General features: G+C 70.0%; 14 protein-coding genes. 11 read left to right on the top strand and 3 right to left on the bottom strand.

Annotation, left to right across the window (positions count from 1 at the left end; genetic code table 11):
* The first annotated feature begins 91 nt into the window (after positions 1-91).
* Complete coding sequence (locus R4P08_RS07895) at positions 92-793, top strand: DUF5701 family protein (RefSeq protein ID WP_317813248.1); 702 nt, start codon at positions 92-94, stop codon at positions 791-793.
* 53 nt (positions 794-846) lie between these two features.
* Here the strand turns inward: R4P08_RS07895 and R4P08_RS07890 are convergent, their stop codons facing one another.
* The gene (locus R4P08_RS07890; RefSeq protein WP_317813247.1) at positions 847-1170 is read right to left on the bottom strand and encodes a chorismate mutase; all 324 of its coding nucleotides are present in this window, start codon (positions 1168-1170) and stop codon (positions 847-849) included.
* A gap of 58 nt (positions 1171-1228) precedes the next feature.
* Between R4P08_RS07890 and R4P08_RS07885 the strand changes: the two genes are divergently transcribed.
* A complete protein-coding gene (locus R4P08_RS07885; RefSeq protein WP_317813246.1) occupies positions 1229-2653 on the top strand; it encodes a sodium:alanine symporter family protein in 1425 nt (474 codons plus the stop codon).
* Between the two features lie 40 nt (positions 2654-2693).
* A complete protein-coding gene (locus tag R4P08_RS07880) occupies positions 2694-5225 on the top strand; it encodes a UvrD-helicase domain-containing protein (RefSeq protein WP_317813245.1) in 2532 nt (843 codons plus the stop codon).
* Between the two features lie 335 nt (positions 5226-5560).
* On the opposite strand, the gene R4P08_RS07875 is transcribed toward R4P08_RS07880, so the two are convergent.
* Positions 5561-6445 carry a M23 family metallopeptidase gene (locus R4P08_RS07875; protein WP_317813243.1) on the bottom strand — a complete coding sequence of 295 codons (885 nt, stop codon included), beginning with the start codon at positions 6443-6445 and terminating at the stop codon, positions 5561-5563.
* A gap of 332 nt (positions 6446-6777) precedes the next feature.
* On the opposite strand from R4P08_RS07875, the gene sucC reads away from it, so the two are divergent.
* From sucC to R4P08_RS07840, 7 genes are all read left to right on the top strand, one after another.
* Positions 6778-7944 carry an ADP-forming succinate--CoA ligase subunit beta gene (gene sucC, locus R4P08_RS07870; RefSeq protein ID WP_317813242.1) on the top strand — a complete coding sequence of 389 codons (1167 nt, stop codon included), beginning with the start codon at positions 6778-6780 and terminating at the stop codon, positions 7942-7944.
* 21 nt (positions 7945-7965) lie between these two features.
* A complete protein-coding gene (gene sucD / locus R4P08_RS07865) occupies positions 7966-8868 on the top strand; it encodes a succinate--CoA ligase subunit alpha (protein ID WP_317813241.1) in 903 nt (300 codons plus the stop codon).
* A 104-nt stretch (positions 8869-8972) separates the two neighbouring features.
* Positions 8973-10649, top strand: a complete 1677-nt coding sequence (locus tag R4P08_RS07860) for a DUF6350 family protein (RefSeq protein ID WP_317813240.1) — start codon at positions 8973-8975, stop codon at positions 10647-10649.
* Positions 10650-10758: 109 nt separating this feature from the next.
* A complete protein-coding gene (purN, locus tag R4P08_RS07855) occupies positions 10759-11382 on the top strand; it encodes a phosphoribosylglycinamide formyltransferase (protein WP_317813239.1) in 624 nt (207 codons plus the stop codon).
* Positions 11379-12950, top strand: coding sequence for a bifunctional phosphoribosylaminoimidazolecarboxamide formyltransferase/IMP cyclohydrolase (purH, locus tag R4P08_RS07850; RefSeq protein WP_317813238.1), 1572 nt, complete (start codon positions 11379-11381; stop codon positions 12948-12950). Before purN ends, purH begins: the two co-directional genes overlap by 4 nt.
* A gap of 17 nt (positions 12951-12967) precedes the next feature.
* The gene (locus tag R4P08_RS07845; RefSeq protein ID WP_317813237.1) at positions 12968-13567 is read left to right on the top strand and encodes a TetR/AcrR family transcriptional regulator; all 600 of its coding nucleotides are present in this window, start codon (positions 12968-12970) and stop codon (positions 13565-13567) included.
* Between the two features lie 11 nt (positions 13568-13578).
* Positions 13579-14772 (top strand): MFS transporter, encoded by a 1194-nt coding sequence (locus tag R4P08_RS07840; RefSeq protein ID WP_317813236.1) that lies wholly within the window; start codon positions 13579-13581, stop codon positions 14770-14772.
* Between the two features lie 79 nt (positions 14773-14851).
* On the opposite strand, the gene R4P08_RS07835 is transcribed toward R4P08_RS07840, so the two are convergent.
* Positions 14852-18538, bottom strand: coding sequence for an indolepyruvate ferredoxin oxidoreductase family protein (locus R4P08_RS07835; RefSeq protein ID WP_317813235.1), 3687 nt, complete (start codon positions 18536-18538; stop codon positions 14852-14854).
* A gap of 211 nt (positions 18539-18749) precedes the next feature.
* On the opposite strand from R4P08_RS07835, the gene R4P08_RS07830 reads away from it, so the two are divergent.
* Positions 18750-19217, top strand: coding sequence for an Lrp/AsnC family transcriptional regulator (locus R4P08_RS07830; protein ID WP_317813234.1), 468 nt, complete (start codon positions 18750-18752; stop codon positions 19215-19217).

Here is a 19217-nt window from a genome sequence, read left to right as displayed (position 1 = left end):
GCTCCTGCCCAGAGTCTGTGCTCAGTGTCGTCCCCGGTCCACCTGCGAGGCTAGTCGGGAACAAGTCACCGCCGCCGCGTGTTCCAGACACGTGACCCCCGCAACTCATCCGGAACCCATTCACCCCGGACGCTCCGTCGCCGCGCAGGCTGAACGACTCGTCGAGCTCGGCGTGCCCGGACTCGCCGGAATCTCCGCCGGGCGGTTGCACGAGTACGCCGCGGCGCTTCCTGACCCAGCACACCCGGGTCCGGCGCTACCGGCCGATCCGGGCACCGGCCGTGTCGTGCTGGCGGTCCACCCGTCGCTCGTGTCCACCGCCCGACTCGCGACCCTGCTGAGTCGTGAGGGCAAGGCGGGCTTCGTCGTCGTCGACATGTCCGACCTGGCCGACTTCTCCCCCACCGACGACGTCCACGTCCCGGACGCCCCGCTCTACCTGGTGGGCGACGTGACACGCGACGACGACCTGCTGGACCGGGCGCCCACCGACGCCCACGCCGAACTGGGCCGACGGGCGCGCACGCCGTTGACCATCTCCGAGGGGGTGAGCTGGCTGCTCCAGGCGCCGGAGATGCTCGAACCCGGGAAGTGCTTCATGTGCATCGGGTCGCGCAAGCGGAAGGTCAAGGGAGGGTTGGACTCCCGGACCCCCGCACTGTGGATCAGTGGCGGGACGGGCCGCGACGGCCGCCAGAACAAGGGGGCGCCCAAGGTGGGCTGGTGTTGGGCCGGCAACCACCACACGTGGCTGGGATTCGCCTCCACATCGGGCCGGATGGGACCGGGCTGAATCGGACCGGGACGAGCAGGGCCAGACTGACCCGGGGCTTGGCCGACCAGTCTCTAACCCAACCGGCCGCGGCCGAGGCGCAGGAGCATCCCCGCGAGCGTCTGGCCCTCCTGGCCCAGGGAGGAGAAGCGTTCGTAGACCTTGAGCTCCCGGGTGTGGACGAGCTTGGTGCCGCCGGACTGCATGCGGGTGCGGCCGATGCGCTTGGAGATCTCGCTGCGGCGGACGATCGCGTCCAGGATCTCGGCATCCAACCGGTCGATCTCCAGCCGTAACTCCTGGATCTGGGCCTCGGACAACGGGTCGTCTGTGCCGGCGGGATCTGAACCGGCGGGGACTGTGCCGGCGGGATCTGGGCCGGCGGGGTCGGTGGTCATGTGACGATTGTCCCACCCCGCCCCGACGCCGCCGCGACACCGTCTAGAGTTTCCGCCCGTGGAAAACTTCAACACGCTTCTCGCGGACATCGGTTCGGTGATCTGGGGACCTTTCGTCCTCATCCCGCTGCTCCTGGGTACCGGCCTGTTCCTGACGATCCGCCTCCGGTTGCTGCAGTTCCGCAAGCTAGGACCGGCACTGCGGCTCGGTCTGTTGGAGCGCAGTGACGACGGCGGGACCGGCGACATCTCGCAGTACCAGGCGCTCACCACCGCGCTCGCCGCGACCGTCGGGGTGGGCAACATCGTCGGCGTCGCCACCGCCATCGCGCTGGGCGGGCCGGGGGCGCTGTTCTGGATGTGGATCACCGCGCTCGTCGGCATGGCGTCCAAGTACTCCGAGGCGTTCCTCGGCGTGCGGTACCGCGTCACCGACGCCCGCGGAGAGCAGTCCGGCGGCCCGCAGTACTACCTGCACCGCGGGTTCGCCGAGCTCTTTGGCCGCACCGGCGGCAGAGTGGGCCTGGCCCTGTCGATCGTCTTCGCGGTGTTCGCCGTGCTGGCCAGCTTCGGCATCGGCAACATGACCCAGGGCAACGCCGTGGCGACCCAGCTGGAGAACTCGTTCGGGGTCTCCCACGTGGCCACCGGCATCGTGATGTTCGTCCTCACCGGCGCGGTCCTGCTCGGCGGCATCAAGTCCATCGGCAGGGTCACCGCCGGGTTCGTACCCCTGATGATCGTCCTGTACATCCTCGGCGGCCTGGTCGTACTGGTGGTCAACGCCGAGTCGATCCCGGCGGCGTTCGGGGAGATCTTCTCGCACGCCTTCACCGGGACGTCCGCGGTCGGCGGCTTCGCCGGCGCGGCGATCCTGTACGCCATCCAGATGGGCGTGGCGCGCGGCATCTTCTCCAACGAGTCGGGCATGGGCTCGGCGGCGATCGCCGCGGCCGCGGCCAAGACCACCCACCCCACGCGGCAGGGCCTGGTGTCCATGACCCAGACGTTCATCGACACCATCATCGTTGTGACGTTCACCGGTCTGGTGATCGTCACCTCCGGCGTGTGGCAGGAGGGGAGCGACTCGGCCGGGACGATGACCGCCGACGCGTTCGCGGACGCGATCCCCTACGGCGACAAGCTCGTGGCGGTGTCCATCGCGTTCTTCGCCTTCTCCACCATCCTCGGGTGGTCCTACTACGGCGAGCGATGCATGGAGCGGCTGGTGGGAGCGCGCGGTGTGATCCCGTACCGCATGGTCTTCACCTGCGTGGTGTTCGTGGGAGCGGTCACCGAGCTCGAGGTGGTGTGGAACTTCGCCGACGTGATGAACGGGCTGATGGCGATCCCGAACCTCATCGGCCTCCTGGTCCTCTCCGGCCTCATCGTCCGCGAGACCCGCCACTACCTGGACAACGACCCGGGTCTGACGGCGACCGCGTCCCAGGTGGAGGAGTTCATGGGGGCCCGCCAGCGCTGAGACCGCGGTGTCGGACCGGGCCGGTAGATTGGACTCCACGATGACCTACACAGCCCCCGCCACGCAGACAGCTCCCGCCCCCGTCAGCCGCACCTCGCTCCTCCTCGACGGGCTCAACCCGCAACAGGCCGCCGCGGTGACGCACCGCGGCGGCCCGCTGCTGATCGTGGCCGGCGCGGGCTCGGGTAAGACCAGTGTGCTGACCAGGCGGATCGCCTACCTGCTGGCCGAGGGTGGGGCCCATCCCGGGCAGATCCTCGCCATCACGTTCACCAACAAGGCCGCAGCGGAGATGCGGGAGCGGGTGTCGGCCCTGGTCGGGCCGCACGCGGAGCGGATGTGGGTGGCCACGTTCCACTCCATCTGCGTGCGGATCCTGCGAGCGCAGTCAGCACTGTTGGGCACGCGCAACTCCAACTTCACGATCTACGACTCGGACGACTCCCGCCGCCTGCTCGGGATGATCGCCAAGGAACAGCACCTCGAGATCAAGAAGTTCACCCCGCGGATGCTGGCCACGGCCATCTCCAACCACAAGAACGAACTGCGCGAGCCGTCCGAGGCCATGGACCGCGCGCTCGCCGATTCGGACCGGACCGGACAGACCGTGGCGACGGTCTTCACCGAGTACCAGGCGCGACTGCAGGCGGCCAACGCCTTCGACTTCGACGACCTGATCGGGGAGACCGTGGGGCTGCTCCGGGCGTACCCGGAGATGGCGGCCTACTACCGTCGCCGATTCCGGCACGTGATGGTGGACGAGTACCAGGACACCAACCACGCGCAGTATGTCCTGGTCCGGACACTTGTCGGCGGCGCGGCCGGGTCCGAGGCGGATGCCGCCGCCGGGGTGACTCCGGCGGAGCTGTGCGTCGTGGGTGACGCGGACCAGTCCATCTACGCGTTCCGTGGCGCCACGATCCGCAACATCGAGGACTTCGAGCACGACTACCCGGACGCCCGGTCGATCCTGCTGGAACAGAACTATCGCTCCACGCAGACGATCCTCTCCGCCGCCAACGCGGTGATCTCCCGCAACCCGGGCCGGCGCGAGAAGAACCTGTGGACCGACGAGGGCGCCGGCGAACTGCTGGTGGGCTACGTGGCGGACAACGAGCACGACGAGGCGCGGTTCATCGCCGGCGAGATCGACCGGCTGGTGGACTCCGGGGACGCCTCCTACTCCGACGTCGCCGTGTTCTACCGGACCAACAACTCCTCCCGGGTGATCGAGGACGTGTTCGTCCGTCTGGGGTTGCCCTACAAGGTCGTCGGCGGAACCCGGTTCTACGAGCGCAAGGAGGTGCGCGACGTGGTCGCCTACCTCAAGGTGCTCGCCAACCCGGACGACACCGTGGCGCTTCGCCGCATCCTCAACACCCCGCGGCGAGGAATCGGGGACCGCGCCGAGGCGTGCGTGGTGGTCCACGCCGAACAGCGGGCCATCGGTTTCGGTGCGGCGCTGCGGGACGCGGCCGACGGGAAGGTCGCCCTGCTGCCCACCCGGTCGGTCAAGGCGATCGCGGGCTTCGTCTCGCTGCTCGACGACCTGCGCGGAAGACTCGACGGAAGTGACCACGCCGGTGGCGAGGGGTCTGCTCCGGATGTCGGAGCGCTCGTCGAGGCGGTGCTCGAGCGGACCGGCTACCGGGCGGAGCTGGAGGCGTCCAACGATCCGCAGGACGCCGCACGGCTGGACAACCTCAACGAACTCGTGGGGGTGGGGCGGGAGTTCTCCTCCGAGGCCGCGCTGCAACGATCCGCGCGTGAACAGGGCTTCGGAGAGGAGTCGGCAGGGGACGCCGCGGGTGCGGTTGCGGACCAGGCGGACGCCGAGCTCGACGAGGGCCTGGCCGAGCCCGGTTCGCTCGCGGCGTTCCTCGAGCGGGTGTCGCTCGTGGCGGACGCCGACCAGATCCCCGCTCATGACCAGGGGCAGGTCACGCTCATGACCCTGCACACCGCCAAGGGACTGGAATTCCCGGTGGTCTTCCTCATCGGCATGGAGGACGGCCTGTTCCCACACATGCGCGCGCTGGGGGACCCGGCGGAACTGTCCGAGGAGCGGCGGCTGGCCTACGTGGGCATCACCCGTGCTCGGAAGCGGCTCTACCTGACCCGCGCCATGATGCGCTCCTCGTGGGGTCAGCCCATGACCAATCCCGGGTCGCGCTTCCTCGAGGAGATCCCCTCGGAGGCGATCGAGTGGCAGCGCGAGGAGCCCGCCGGCGGAGGCGGCTTCGGCGACGACGACTACTCCCAGCGGCGCCGCTTCGGCAGTGGCGGCGGAAGTGGAGGAGGCGGCGGGCGCGGCTTCGGTTCCGGGGGTGGCTCCGGTTCCGGCGGCGTCGGCTCCGGTGGCGGGCGGTCGTCCGGTATCCCGAGAGCTAGGACCTCCGCGCCCACCCTCGAACTGGTACCTGGCGACCGCGTCACCCACGACAAGTACGGGCTGGGCAAGGTGCTGTCCTGTGATGGCAGCGGTCCGCGGGCCACGGCGACGATCGACTTCGGCGCGTCCGGGAAGGTCCGGCTGATGCTCATCGGCGGCGTCCCCATGCAGAAGCTCTAGGGGGATCAGTCACGTTCTGGCGCCCGGCGGGACCGAACTGGTCGGTCGTCTGGATCGGGTCGACCGGCTGATCGCCCCAGTCCCGGACGAACTATCCGGCCACATGTCCGACCACAGCTCGCGCCCGGGCCGCCGCCATCCTCCGACGGGGAGTCCGGTTAGCGGGGGTGGCCCGGAGCGAGGACCCACGTCAAGACGGTACGGGGGAGCGAGACCGCGATCCGTGCGGTCGCCGGGGACGAGCGGCCGGCGTCCTGGGGTCGCGCCCGAGGAGCGGGTCCGTGCGGTGACGTGATGTCATGCGGGCGGGCCGACGGCCCAGCTGCACGCGGGTGTCAGCTCCCGAGGGAGCCGGTGTTCGAGAGCTCCGTGCTGCCGGCCATGCCCGTGCTGCCCGCGCTGCCCGTACCGGGGGATCCGAGACCCTGCTGGGCAAGCCAGAGCGCCGGGTCGACGTGGTCCTTGCCGCCGTTGACCAGGACCTCGAAGTGCAGGTGTGAACCGGTGGAGAAGCCGAGCGAGCCCATGCCCGCGATCTTCTGACCGGCGTAGACGCGCTCGCCCTTGCTGACGTCGAGAGACTGCATGTGGCCGTAGACCGTCATGGTGCCGTCGTCGGACATGATCCGGATCCAGTTCCCGTAGCCCTGAGCAGGTCCGGAGTCGATCACGGTGCCGTCCGTGGCGGCGTAGATCTCGGTGCCGGCGGAATTGGCGATGTCGACGCCGGCGTGCATCACGCCCCAGCGCATCGCGTAAGGGGAGGTGTAGGAACCGAACGCCGGCATGGCGACCTTGGGCCGCCGCGCCTGCTCCTCGGCGATCTCGCGCTGGGTGTTGATCTCGGTGCCCGCGTACAGCATCGTGGACTGCGCGTTCTCCGTCTCCGCGGCCATGGCCGTGATGACGACGGGCTCAGGGAGCGACGGAGTGGCGGAGGCGGTCGCGGAGGTCGAGGGTGCCGGGGTCGCGGGCACGGTCTCCCCGTTGGCGAGCAGTGCGATGTCGCCGGCCTCGGTCGAGTGGGTGCCTGCGACGTCCAGGACGGAACCTGCGGAGGCGGCGGAGACCGCCGCACCCGCGGCGACGGCCAGGACGGCTGCTCTACCGCGCAGGGCGTGGGGAGGAGCGGGAAGTCGATGACGACCGACGCGAGGCCCGCCAGCAGGGGAGATGACGACAGGAGTCGCTAGTGGTACGTGCTGCGACTCGTTGTTCACCGGTGATGATTCCCCTCTGAGGTCCTGCTGTGATCATTTCGTGACTAAGGCGTGCTCCAAAGTAACGGATTGGCAACGGTGCCGCAAGGTGCCGGCCGGAGCGATGGGGAGGGGTGGGTCACACCCGTGTGACTCCAGTGGTTCAATAAGCCGAGTGGGATGGGCGGGGCCCGAGTGTCGCCGCCAAGGCCCGTACCCTGTGCGCCACGTGTGATCCACTGCACAGGGATACCCCCAGGGTGCGACGGGCGACACACTCGGCGCTTAGGATGAGGGTTGACTCGGCTTTCAACAGGGCCGGGCGAATCTACCCACGTCAAGATGGTGAGCTGATGGATCTCTTTGAATACCAGGCAAAGGCTCTTTTCGCGAAGCATGACGTCCCCACCACCCCGGGGCGCGTCGCGGATACTGCGGAAGAAGCCGAGAAGGTTGCGGCCGAGATCGGCAAGCCTGTCGTCGTCAAGGCGCAGGTCAAGGTCGGAGGCCGAGGCAAGGCCGGCGGTGTGAAGCTGGCGGAGGACGCCACCGAAGCGCGTGCACGGGCCGAGGACATCCTGGGCCTGGACATCAAGGGCCACATCGTCAAGAAGCTCCTTGTGGCCGAGGCCAGCGACATCGCCGAGGAGTACTACATCTCCTTCGTGCTCGATCGCTCCAACCGCAACTACCTGGCCATGTGCTCGGTAGAGGGCGGCGTGGAGATCGAGCAGGTCGCCGAGGAGTCCCCGGACCGCCTCGCGCGGATCAACATCGATCCCACGGTCGGCGTCGACGTTGCCAAGGCACGAGAGATCGCTGCCGCCGGCCACCTCCCCGAGGAGGTGCTGGACGCGGCCGCCGTGACCATCGCCAAGCTCTACGAGGTCTTCATCAACGAGGACGCCTCGCTGGTCGAGGTCAACCCGCTCGTTCGCACGCCGGACGACCGGATCCTCGCACTCGACGGCAAGGTCACCCTGGACGAGAACGCTGAGTTCCGTCACAAGGAGACCTTCGCGGACTTCGCCGACGCGGGAACCACTGATCCGCTCGAGCAGAAGGCGGCGGAGAACAACCTCAACTACGTCAAGCTCGACGGCCAGGTCGGAATCATCGGCAACGGTGCCGGACTGGTCATGTCCACGCTCGACGTCGTCGCCTACGCCGGCGAGAACCACGGTGGCGTCAAGCCCGCCAACTTCCTCGACATCGGCGGCGGCGCCTCGGCCGAGGTCATGGCCGCCGGCCTGGACGTCATCCTCGGCGATGAGCAGGTCAAGAGCGTCTTCGTGAACGTCTTCGGTGGCATCACCGCGTGTGACGCGGTCGCCAACGGCATCGTCAAGGCCCTGGAGATGCTGGGCGACGAGGCCAACAAGCCGCTCGTGGTCCGCCTCGACGGCAACAATGTCGAGGAGGGTCGTCGCATCCTCGCGGAGGCGAACCACCCGCTCGTGACCCTGGCCGACAACATGGACTCCGGCGCCGACAAGGCCGCCGAGCTGGCCGCCAAGTAAGAAGCAGAGGACCTTACACACATGTCGATCTTCCTCAACAAGGACAACAAGGTCATCGTCCAGGGCATCACCGGCGGCGAGGGCACCAAGCACACCGCCCGCATGCTCGCGGCCGGTACCCAGGTCGTCGGCGGCGTGAACGCGCGCAAGGCCGGCACGACGGTGCAGCACAAGGATGCCGACGGCAACGACGTCGAGCTCCCCGTGTTCGGTTCGGTGAAGGAGGCCATGGAGGCCACCGGCGCCGACACGACGATCCTCTTCGTCCCGCCGCCCTTCACCAAGGACGCCATCATCGAGGCCGTGGACGCGGAGATCCCGCTCGCCGTGGTCATCACCGAGGGCGCCCCCGTCCTGGACACCGCCAACGCGTGGAACTACAACGTCGCCAAGGGCAACAAGACCCGCATCATCGGCCCCAACTGCCCGGGCATCATCACGCCGGGCGAGTCCCTGGTGGGCATCACGCCGGCCAACATCGCCGGCAAGGGTCCGATCGGACTGGTGTCCAAGTCGGGCACGCTGACCTACCAGATGATGTACGAGCTCGCCGACTACGGCTTCTCGACCGCCATCGGCATCGGCGGCGACCCGATCGTCGGCACCACGCACATCGATTGCATCGAGGCCTTCGAGAACGACCCGGAGACCAAGGTCATCGTGATGATCGGTGAGATCGGCGGCGACGCCGAGGAGCGCGCTGCCGACTACATCAAGGCCCACGTCACCAAGCCGGTCGTCGGCTACGTGGCCGGCTTCACGGCTCCCGAGGGCAAGACCATGGGCCACGCCGGCGCCATCGTCTCCGGCTCCGCGGGCACCGCGCAGGCCAAGCAGGAGGCCCTGGAGGCCGCTGGCGTCAAGGTCGGCAAGACGCCGTCCGCGACCGCCGCGCTCGCCAAGGAGATCCTCGACGCCATGTGATCACCCGATCGCAGGTGCGTTCACCCGACCCCCGTCATCCCCGGATGGCGGGGGTCGCGGCGTGCCGGGGGTCCTTCGTGAGCACAGGTATCTACGGTGTCAGGGTGAGTCCTCCCCGTGTCATCAGGCCCGCCGCGAGACGGGCGCCCGCGGGCGCCCGGTCGTTGCTGTGGACGGCCGCGGCCGCGGCGCTCCCGGTCATCGTCACCGTCCTCGTCCTGATCGCGGTCACCCTCGGTCTGCTGGTGTTCACCGCGCGCGGTTTCGAGTCGCTCTTCGCGGTGGTCGCCGTGGAGTGGCTGGTGGTCAACCGGGTGCCGCTCACCGTGGACTCGGTCACCCTGGGCTTCCTCCCGCTGTTGCCCCCGCTGCTCTACGTGGCGGTGCTGGCGCGGCAGACGCGTGCCGTCCTGTCCGACATCGAACAACCGGGCCCGCGCGAGGCCGGCGCGACGGTCGCCGGAGTGACGGTGGCGGGGCTCCTCCTCACCACGCTCGCCTCCCTGCTCGTAGGGTCGGCGGCCTCAGATTTCGCGGTACGCGAGGTGTCCCTGACGTCCGCGTTGCTGTGGACGGTCGCCGTCGGAGCGTTCGGGTCCGGGCTGGGCGTGTGGCTGTACTTCCGTCGCGATCTCCGCGAGATCCTGCCGCTCTGGGTGCGGGGCGGAATCCACCTGGGTGCCGCCTTCGTGGCGGCCACCTGCGCCCTGGCGACGGTCCTGGTGTTGGTCGGCCTGGTGCTGGCGTGGGAGCCCGTGGGGAGCGTGCTCGAAATCGGCAAGGGGTTGGTCGGGACCGCTGCGCTCACCGCGATCTCCGCCGCCTACCTGCCCAACGTGGTGGTGGCCGCGACCACGGTCGTGGTGGGGGGTGAGGCGCACCTCGGTGCCGCCTCCTACAGCGTGTTCGCGGTCTCGCGCGGGCCGATGCCGGAGGTCCCGCTCGCCGCCGCGCTGCCCACGACGGATCCGCACTGGGTGGTGCAGGGGTTGCTCCTGGTGACCGTGCTCATGGCGGCCGGGCTCGCCCGTTCGGTTGCGCACTGGTTCCGCAGCACCGCCGATGCGGTCAAGGCAGCGTGGCTGGCTGCCGCGATCGTCGCGCTCGTGATGGCTGTGAGCCCGGTCGTGGCCGGCGGCGAGTTGGGCGCGCTCGGCACCATCGGAACGGGTTCGCTCATCGCCGCGGGGACCGCTCTACTGCTCTTCGGCGTGATCGGTTCGGCGACCATCGCGCTGTCCCTGGCCGGCCTCACCCGGCGGCGTGAGCGGGCGGAGAGCGAGCTCGACCGTCGCCGTCGGCGCGCCGGGACCGTGGGGCCGGAGATGCCTGGGGAACCGGCGGGGGATCCGGCAGTCGAAGCGTCGGTCGAACCGGCACCGGGCTCCGAGGACTACGCGGCCGTGGCGGAGTCCCCCGCGGAGGAGGCCTGGATCGAACCGCTCGATCACGACGCGGCCGGCGATGACGCGGCCGGCGATGATGCGGCCGGGATCGACCGACTCGACGGCGACGACGCGGTAGGCGATGACGAGGCCGGGATTGACCGACTCGACGACGACGAGGTAGTGGACGACGGTACCGCCGCCGATGACATAGATGACGCCCGCACAGCTGACGACAGCACAGGTGACGACAGCTCCGCCGACCGCGAGGCTGCCGACGCCGAGACCGCTGCCGACAGCACCGCCGGCGAGTACGACGACGCTGTGATGACGGAGTACGCGCCTGATTCTGAGCCTGAGGACGACTCCGGGGCCGCCCCCGGTCACAAGCCCTAGCGCCGGCCCCGGGGTAGCGCGTCCGGGACCCGCCCGGACGCCGACTAGACTGCCAGCCGTGGCCCGGGGTCTACCGGGTAGGTGACTCGACGGTCAGGAGCTTAGGGACGTGGACAGTGCCGAGTCCGGAGTAGCTCGTCCGGTCGTGCTCCTCGCCTCGGGCGCCGGCACCCTGGCGCAGAGTGTGCTCGACTCGGCTGCCGTTCCGGACTGCCCGTACCGCATCATCGCACTGGTCTCCGACCGTGACTGCGAGGCCGTGGCCCGCGCTGCGCGTGCCGGGCTGGCCACTGCGGTGGTCCGTCCCGCCGATCACCCCGACAGGCCGTCCTGGGACCGCGCGCTCACGGACACGGTGCGGGCGTTCGACCCGAGCTGGGTGGTCTCGGCCGGCTTCATGCGCATCCTCGGTGGAGCCTTCCTCGGCGAGTTCGCGGGGCGCGTCATCAATACTCACCCGGCGCTCCTGCCTTCCTTTCCCGGTGCCCACGCTGTGCGCGACGCGCTCGCCTACGGCGTCACGGTGACGGGCTGCACCGTTCACCTCGTCGACTCCGGCGTCGACACCGGACCGGTGATCGCGCAACGCGCCGTAGACGTCCTGGTCGACGACACCGAGTCGACCCTCCACGAACGCATCAAGGTCGTCGAGCGCGAGATGCTCGTCGACATCCTCGCGGCCGCCGCTCGTGGCCGCCTCCACATCGAAGGTCGAAAGGTGGTCCGCTCGTGACCGACCAGTCCCGCAGGCCCGTACGCCGTGCCCTCATCAGCGTCTTCGACAAGACCGGACTCGAGGACCTCGCCCGGGGACTCGCCGAGGCCGGGGTCGAGATCGTCTCGACCGGCTCGACGGCGCAGCGCATCGCCGACGCCGGGGTCGCCGTGACGCCCGTCGACGCGCTGACCGGGTTCCCGGAGTGCCTCGAGGGCCGGGTCAAGACGCTGCACCCGCGGGTGCACGCCGGCATCCTGGCCGACACGCGCAAGCCCGAGCACCTCGAGCAGATCGCGGACCTGGGCGTGGAGCCGTTCGAGCTCGTCGTCGTCAATCTCTATCCCTTCACCGACACCGTCGCCTCGGGCGCGGACTTCGACGCCTGCGTCGAGCAGATCGACATCGGCGGACCGTCCATGGTCCGCGCGGCCGCCAAGAACCACCCGTCGGTCGCCGTGCTGGTGGACCCGGCCGGGTACGGCGAGGCCCTCGAGGCCGTGGCCGCGGGCGGCTTCCCGCTCTCCGAGCGCCGCCGGCTCGCCGCCGCCGCGTTCCGGCACACCGGTGCCTACGACCTGGCGGTGGCCACCTGGATGACCGAGCAGACCTCGGTCTCCGCGCCGGACGGCGCCGAGGCCTACCCGGTGTGGCAGGGGCAGAGCCTCGACCTGGCCGCCACCCTGCGCTACGGCGAGAACCCGCACCAGAGCGCCGCCCTCTACACCGACCCCGCCGCCGCGCCCGGCCTCGCCCAGGCCCGGCAGCTGCACGGCAAGGAGATGAGCTACAACAACTACGTCGACGGTGACGCCGCCTGGCGCTCCGCCTTCGACCACGCCGAGCCGTGCGTGGCGATCATCAAGCACGCCAACCCGTGCGGCATCGCGATCGATCCCGATATCACCGCCGCGCACCGCGCCGCCCACGAGTGCGATCCCGTCAGCGCCTTCGGGGGCGTGATCGCCGCCAACCGCGAGGTGAGCGTGGAGATGGCCGAGCAGGTGGCCGAGATCTTCACCGAGGTGATCATCGCGCCGTCCTACGCCGACGGCGCCGTGGAGATCCTGCAGCGCAAGAAGAACATCCGCATCCTCGAGGCGCGGGCACCGGCGGCCGAAGGGTTCGAGCACAAGCAGATCTCCGGTGGCGTGCTCGTGCAACAGCGTGACGCGTTGGACGCCGACGGCGACGTGACCGAGGGCTGGACCAGGGTCTGCGGTGACGACGCCGACGAGCAGACCCTGCGCGACCTCCTCTTTGCCTGGCGCGCCTGCCGGGCGGTCAAGTCCAACGCCATCCTCCTGGTGCAGTCGGGTGCGACGGTCGGCGTGGGCATGGGGCAGGTCAACCGCGTGGACTCCGCTCGGCTCGCGGTGCAGCGGGCAGGGGAGCGGGTCGCGGGATCCGTGGCCGCGTCCGACGCGTTCTTCCCCTTCGCCGACGGGCTCGAGGTGCTCGCCGAGGCCGGTGTGCGCGCAGTGGTCCAGCCCGGCGGATCCGTGCGCGACGCCGAGGTGATCGAGGCGGCGGAGAAGGCGGGGATCACGATGTACTTCACCGGCGCCCGGCACTTCTTCCACTGAGCAGACCGGGGTCGGCGATGGCGCAGGTGAGCGACGGGGTGGGTGCGCTGACCCCGCGCGCCCAGGCCAAGGCCCGGCGCCGCGACCAGATCCTCGTGGCCGCCGCCCGCCTCATGGCCCGGCGCGGGTTCCACGCGGTGCGCCTGGACGACATCGGCGCCGAGGTGGGCATCTCCGGGCCGGGCATGTACCGGTACTTCACCTCCAAGGAGGACGTGCTGGCCGAGATGCTGCTGGACATCTCCCGCCGACTCCGCGACGGCGGGCGCGCGGCGGTCGGGCGGGGCGGTCGGGCGGAGGAGGTCCTGGACGCGCTGCTGGCGGTCCACGTCGACTTTGTGGCCACCGAGCCGGACCTGATCAGCGTGCAGTTCCGCGACCTCGGGTCGCTGCCGGCCGGGCCCCGGCACGAGGTGCGCAGTCTGCAGCGCGAATACGCCGAGATGTGGGTCGACGCGCTGGTGCGGTTGCGGCCTGAACTGGCCGCCGTCGATGCGCGCGCTCACGTGCACGCGGTGTTCGGGCTGCTCAACGCCAGCCCGCGCCTGCCGTCGATGGCAGAGGCGGAGCTGCGGCGCGTGCTCACCGTGATGGCGGCCGCCGCGCTGCGCGCTTGACGGGCCCGCCCGTGGACAGCAGCGCCGGCCCCGGTATCGCGTCCGGGACGCCGGCGTCCCGGCGGTTGCACATCGCGCTGTTCTTCCTCGGCATCGCCACCTTCGCGCAGCTCTATTCCCCACAGGGCCTGCTCCCGCTGATCGCGGCCGACCAGGGCGTCTCCGCCGACGGGGCGGCGCTGATGATCTCGGCCGCCACGCTCGGGTTGGCCCTGGGGGTGATCCCGTGGTCCTACATCGGCGACGCCACCGGCCGCCGGCCCGCGATGCTGGTCGCCATCAGCCTCGCCTGCGTGTTCTCCGTGCTCGCGGTGGTCGTGCCGAGCTTCCCCATGATGCTCGCGATGCGGTTCCTCGAGGGCATGATGCTCGGCGGTGTGCCGGCGCTCGCCGTGGCCTACCTCAGCGAGGAGGTCGGTCCCCGGGGCGCCGCGGTGGCGGCGGGCACCTACATCTCCGGTACCAGCATCGGCGGGCTCACCGGGAGGATCATCGCGGCGCCCGTCGGCGAGCAGATCAGCTGGCGGGCCGGGATGCTGGTCGTCACGGCGATCGCGGTCCTCTGCGTACTCACGTTCTCCGCCACCGCCCCTCCGGCGCGCAACTTCACCCCGAGACGCAGTGGCGTGGCCGAGGCGGCGGGGCAGCTGTTCGGGAATCTGCGTTCGCCGACGCTCTGGGTGATCTATCTCCAGGCATTCCTCACGATGGGCGGCTTCGTGGCCATGTACAACTTCCTCGGATTCCGCCTGGCTGAACCACCGTTCCTGCTGCCGTTGTGGCTCACCAGCTTCATTTTCCTGGCCTATCTCGCGGGAACGCTGTCCTCGCCGAGGGCGGGCGTCCTCGCCTCACGCCTCGGACGGAGACCGGTGCTGATCGGCGGGAACCTGGTGATGATGGGCGGAGTCGCCCTCACCCTCGTGGCGAACATCTGGGTGATCATCCTCGGAATGGTGGTGCTCACGGCCGGCTTCTTTGCCGCCCACGCCGTGGCCGCCGGGTGGGCGGGAACGTCGGCGGTCGCCGGTCGCTCCCAGTCGACGTCGCTGTACAACCTCGGGTACTACGCCGGATCCTCGGTGTTCGGTTTCCTCGGGGGCACCTTCCTCGCTCTGGCCGGGTGGGCCGGGACCGCCGGCATGGTGCTGGTCCTCACGGGTGTGGCGACGGTACTCGTCGTAGCAGTCCTCCCGCGCGACTGACGGTGCACCGCCCGCGGGGAGGGGCGGGGGGCGGAGTGTGGGGCCAGGCGTTCGGCTGGGCTCAGGCGTCCAGCTGGGTTCAGTCGTCCAGCTGGGCGCGCAGGGTGCTGAACTCCTCGCGGTAGCGCTCCACGCCTGCGAGCTTGACGTGCTCGTACCCCCGGACCATGTCCGGTAACTCGGCCAGCGCGACGGCGGTCCCACGCCAGGTCGCGTCCTTGCCGACCGGGCCCACGCGCCGGAGCTCTGCGGTGACGTGGTCCACCAGGTCGCGGTACCCGGCGAGCAGTTCGCGTTCGGTCCGGCGGACGCCGGCGTAGCCGAACACGTCGAGCGGGGTGCCGCGCAGGCGCTTCATCCTGGCCAGCGCCCTCATCGCCGGCATCGCCCTGGGGCCGATGGAGATCTTCTTCTTCATCCCCATCGCCCGCAGCGTCGGCGGGTGCAGCTTGAGCTTGGCCGCTGCCCCCTCGCCCCACTCCTGGGTGAGCTGCGCAGCGAACTCGGGGTCCACGGCCAGGCGGGCCACCTCGTACTCGTCTTTGTAGGCCATGAGCTTGTGGAGGTTCCTGGCCACGGCCAGGGTCAGCTGCTCGGCGGGCGCGCCGGTGCCGACGCCGGTGCCGGTGGCTGCGCCGCTGTCGGCCAGCGCCTCGGCGGTGCGCAGGGCCTCGACCCGGCGCACGTAGTCGGCGGCGTAGGCCTCGTCCTGGTAGCCGATCAGTTCGTCGACGCGTAGAGCAACCGCGGCCCGGAGCTCCGGGGATGCATCCGGCCCGAGGTCGGCGAGCAGCCGCTCGCACGCGGGTGACGGGGTGTGACGGTCGGCAGTCGAGGTGGACGCCGGCTGGTGGAGCGCGGCGAGCAGCGCGGACACGGCCTCGGGCTCGGCGACGGCCTGGCGGCCCCGGCGGAACGCCTGGAGGTTCTTCTCGACGGCCACGCCGTTGAGCTCGATCGCCCGCTCGAGGGACTCGGCCGAGATCGGCAGCGCGCCGCTCTGGTAGGCCGCACCCACCATGAGCATGTTGGATGTCTGGCTGGAACCGAACAGGCCCTCGGTGAGCGCGCCCGGGTCCAGGTAGACGCCGCGGCTCGTGGCGCGACCGATGACTGCCTGGATGTCGGAGTCGGACGGGTACGCCACCGCGGTGTCGATGACCATCGTGCCCGTGGGGACCTGGGTGGTGGAGACGACCGCGGTGGTGCGGTCCGGGTGGGCGACCTTGAGGTGGGTGTCGTCCGCGCCGACGAGGCCGTCGCAGCAGAGGTAGAGATCGCAGTCGCCGGCCCCGATCTTGGGGGGCTGTTCGAGTGGGTGCCGGCTCACCCGGACGTCCGAGACCACGGCGCCACCCTTCTGCGCCAGGCCCGTCATGTCGAGGGTGCGCGCCGAGTTGCCGTCGAGCACCGCGGCGGTGGCCAGCACTGCCGACACGGTGACGATGCCCGTGCCACCGATACCGGTCAGGCGGAGGGAGAACCCCAGATCGGCGTCGACCTCGGCGCGGGCGGGCTCGGGGAGCGCTGCCGCCTCGAGCGCCGGAGCGGTGGCCACCCGCTCGGTCCTGGTCCCGGGGACCACCGTGACGAAGGCGGGGCAGTCGCCCTGCAGGCACGAGAAGTCGAAGTTGCACGTGGACTGATCGATCTGGGTCTTGCGCCCGAACTCGGTCTGCACCGGGTGGACCGAGAGGCAGTTGGACTTCTTACCGCAATCGCCGCAGCCCTCGCAGATGCGTTCGTTGATCACCACCCGCTCGGCCGGGGTGGGGTAGGTCCCGCGCTTGCGGTGGCGGCGCTTCTCCGCGGCGCAGAACTGGTCGTGCACCAGCACCGTGACCCCGGGGACGGCGGCGAGTTCCTGCTGGACCGCGAGGGTGTCCGCGCGGTCGCGGACCTCGACGCCGCGGGGGAGTCCCTGCGCGCGGGTGGCCTTGACGTTGTCGGTCGTGACGACGATCTTGGCGACCCTCTCCGCCCGGAGCAGTCGCAGGATCTCCGGGAGGCTCATCTCGCCGACAGGGTCCTGGCCGCCGGTCATCGCGACCGTCCCGTTGTAGAGGAGCTTGTAGGTGATGTTGTCGCCGGACGCGACCGCCGCACGCAGCGCGAGTGACCCCGAGTGCATGAAGGTGCCGTCCCCGATGTTCTGCACCATGTGGCGTTCGGTGAGGAACGGCGACATGCCGGTCCACTGGATGCCCTCGCCACCCATCTGGGTGACACCCGTGACGGTGCCGACCTGACTCTCGTCCATCAGCAGGACCATCGCGTGGCAACCGATGCCGCCGCCGACGAGCGTGCCGTCGGCGACCTTGGTGGAGCTGTTGTGCGGGCATCCCGAGCAGAAGTACGGGGTGCGGGTGGTGGCCAGTGGCAGCGTGATGCGCGAACGCCCGCGGCCGGGGCCGTCGAGCCAGGTGCGGGCCGACTCGATTCCGTGAACTCGGCCGAGCCGCTGCGCGAGGCCACGGGTGACCGAATCCACGTCCAGCTCGCCGAACCGACTGAACAGTGTGGATCCGTCATCGTGGGTCTTGCCCACGACGCGGGCGACGCCCGGCCGCCCGAACATGATGTCCCGGATCATGGTCTCGATGAAGTCGCGCTTCTCCTCGACCACGATCACCTCGGTGAGGCCCGTCATGAACTCGTCGAGGACGGTGCGCTCGAGGGGATAGATCATGCCCAGCTTGAGGACCCGGATCCCGCGGCGGGCGAGCTCGGCGTCGTCCAGGCCCAGCCGGCGCAGGGATTCGCGGACGTCGAGGTAGGTCTTGCCGGCGGAGACGATGCCGATCCGGTCGTCAGCGGTCGACTGCACGATCCGGTTGAGCCTGTTCAGCCTGGCGTACTCCAGGGCCCGCGGGAGTCGGATGGTGAGCTGGTTCTGCTCGAGCGCCATCAGGCTCGACCCGAGTAGCTGACCCGACGGTACGTGCGGGCTGGTCCCGAGGTCCCCGTAGACCGGGACGATCCGGTCCGGGTCGACGAGCGCGGTCGAGGAGGCGTCCGCGACGTGCGCGGAGATCTTCATGGCCGACCACAGTCCGGAGACCCGGGACAGGATCGCCGCGTGGACGCCGAAGTCCAGCACGTCCTGCGGATCGGCAGGGTAGAGCGTCGGCAGGTAGAGGTCGGCCAGGGCCAGCTCCGATGCGCAGGGCACGGTCGAGGACTTGGCACCGGGATCGTCGCCCACGAACGCCACCGCTCCGCCGTGCGGGTCGGTCCCGATGAGGTTGGCGTGGCGGATCGCATCGGTCGCACGGTCCAGACCGGGGGCCTTGCCGTACCAGTAGCCCACGACCCCCTGGAGCGGTGAGCCGCCGGTGTGCGCGGTAGCGCGCAGGGTGCCCGTGCGGCGCGCGAGCTGGGAGCCCATGACCGCCGTGGCCCCGGCCTCCTCGTTGAGGGCCGGGCGGTGGACGATGTCGAAGGGCGCGAGGAACTCAGCTCTCCTGGCCAGTTCCAGGTCGTATCCGGCCAGCGGAGAGCCCTCATAACCGCTGACGAGGCTCGCGGTGAGCAGGTTGTTCCTGCGGTCCAGCCGGGCGCGGTCGCGGACGGTGCGGACCAGAGCCTGGATCCCGGTGAGGAAGACGGTTCCGCTCTCGCGCGTGTAGCGGTCGGAGAGGGTGAACGATCCGGTGTCCGTCTGCACGGTCTGCGTGAGATCGGTGCTCGTGTGCCCGGTGTCGCGCTGCCCGGGGCGCGGGAGGTCGTCCCGCGTTCCGCTCGGGGAGCCGAGGAGGGAGGTCATGGGTCTCACCTGCTTCTGAGAGCTCTGTTTCTGAAACACTGCTTCTGCGAACTTGGGCCCCGGGGTATCGCGACCGCTGCCTCCAGGCTAGGACGGACAGTGACGTGCGTCACGTGGTCATCCGGAAGTCGGGCAGACTGCACAATCGGACGGGCATTTACTCGATCTGAGTGCGCATGTTGTCCACCTCGTCGTCGTTTATGGTGGGCACATGGATTCGCTGCACTTGCTCGATCAGATCGACCGGCGCCTACTCGAGATCGTCATGGCCGACCCGCGGGTCGGGGTGCGCGAGTTCTCCCGGCGCCTCGGCGTGGCGCGGGGGACCGCCCAGGCCCGGTTGGACAAGCTGGAGGCCCGCGGGGTGATCGCGTCGTGGGCGCCGACGCTCGAACCGGCAGCACTGGGTTTCCCGTTGTCGGCACTGGTCCACATCCAACTGGCGCAGGCCGAGCTCGAGGAGACGTGTGCGGGACTGGCGGAGGTGCGCGAGGTGCTGGAGGTGATGAGCATCGCCGGGGAGTTCGACATCGTGTGCCGGGTGGTCGCCCGCGATCACGCTCACCTCGAGGAGGTCTTCAGCGCGATCATCTCCACCCCCGGCGTCCTGCGTACCCGCACCGAGGTGATCCTGCGGCGACGGGTCGGCCCACGGGTCTCGCAACTGTTGGACGAGTGA

It is taken from the genome of Rhodococcus sp. IEGM 1408 (assembly GCF_033142235.1).
In the GTDB taxonomy this organism is placed as follows: domain Bacteria; phylum Actinomycetota; class Actinomycetes; order Mycobacteriales; family Mycobacteriaceae; genus Dietzia.
Note: the sequence above shows the minus strand (reverse complement) of the source record. Positions and strands in the feature narration are given on the sequence as shown.

Excerpts from the sequence above, each read along its gene's own strand:
- R4P08_RS07890 (WP_317813247.1), bottom strand. The coding sequence starts at position 1,170 with ATGACCACCGACCCCGCCGGCCCAGATCCCGCCGGCACAGTCCCCGCC.
- R4P08_RS07880 (WP_317813245.1), top strand. The coding sequence starts at position 2,694 with ATGACCTACACAGCCCCCGCCACGCAGACAGCTCCCGCCCCCGTCAGC.
- sucC (WP_317813242.1), top strand. The coding sequence starts at position 6,778 with ATGGATCTCTTTGAATACCAGGCAAAGGCTCTTTTCGCGAAGCATGAC.
- sucD (WP_317813241.1), top strand. The coding sequence starts at position 7,966 with ATGTCGATCTTCCTCAACAAGGACAACAAGGTCATCGTCCAGGGCATC.
- R4P08_RS07845 (WP_317813237.1), top strand. The coding sequence starts at position 12,968 with ATGGCGCAGGTGAGCGACGGGGTGGGTGCGCTGACCCCGCGCGCCCAG.
- R4P08_RS07835 (WP_317813235.1), bottom strand. The coding sequence starts at position 18,538 with ATGACCTCCCTCCTCGGCTCCCCGAGCGGAACGCGGGACGACCTCCCG.
- R4P08_RS07830 (WP_317813234.1), top strand. The coding sequence starts at position 18,750 with ATGGATTCGCTGCACTTGCTCGATCAGATCGACCGGCGCCTACTCGAG.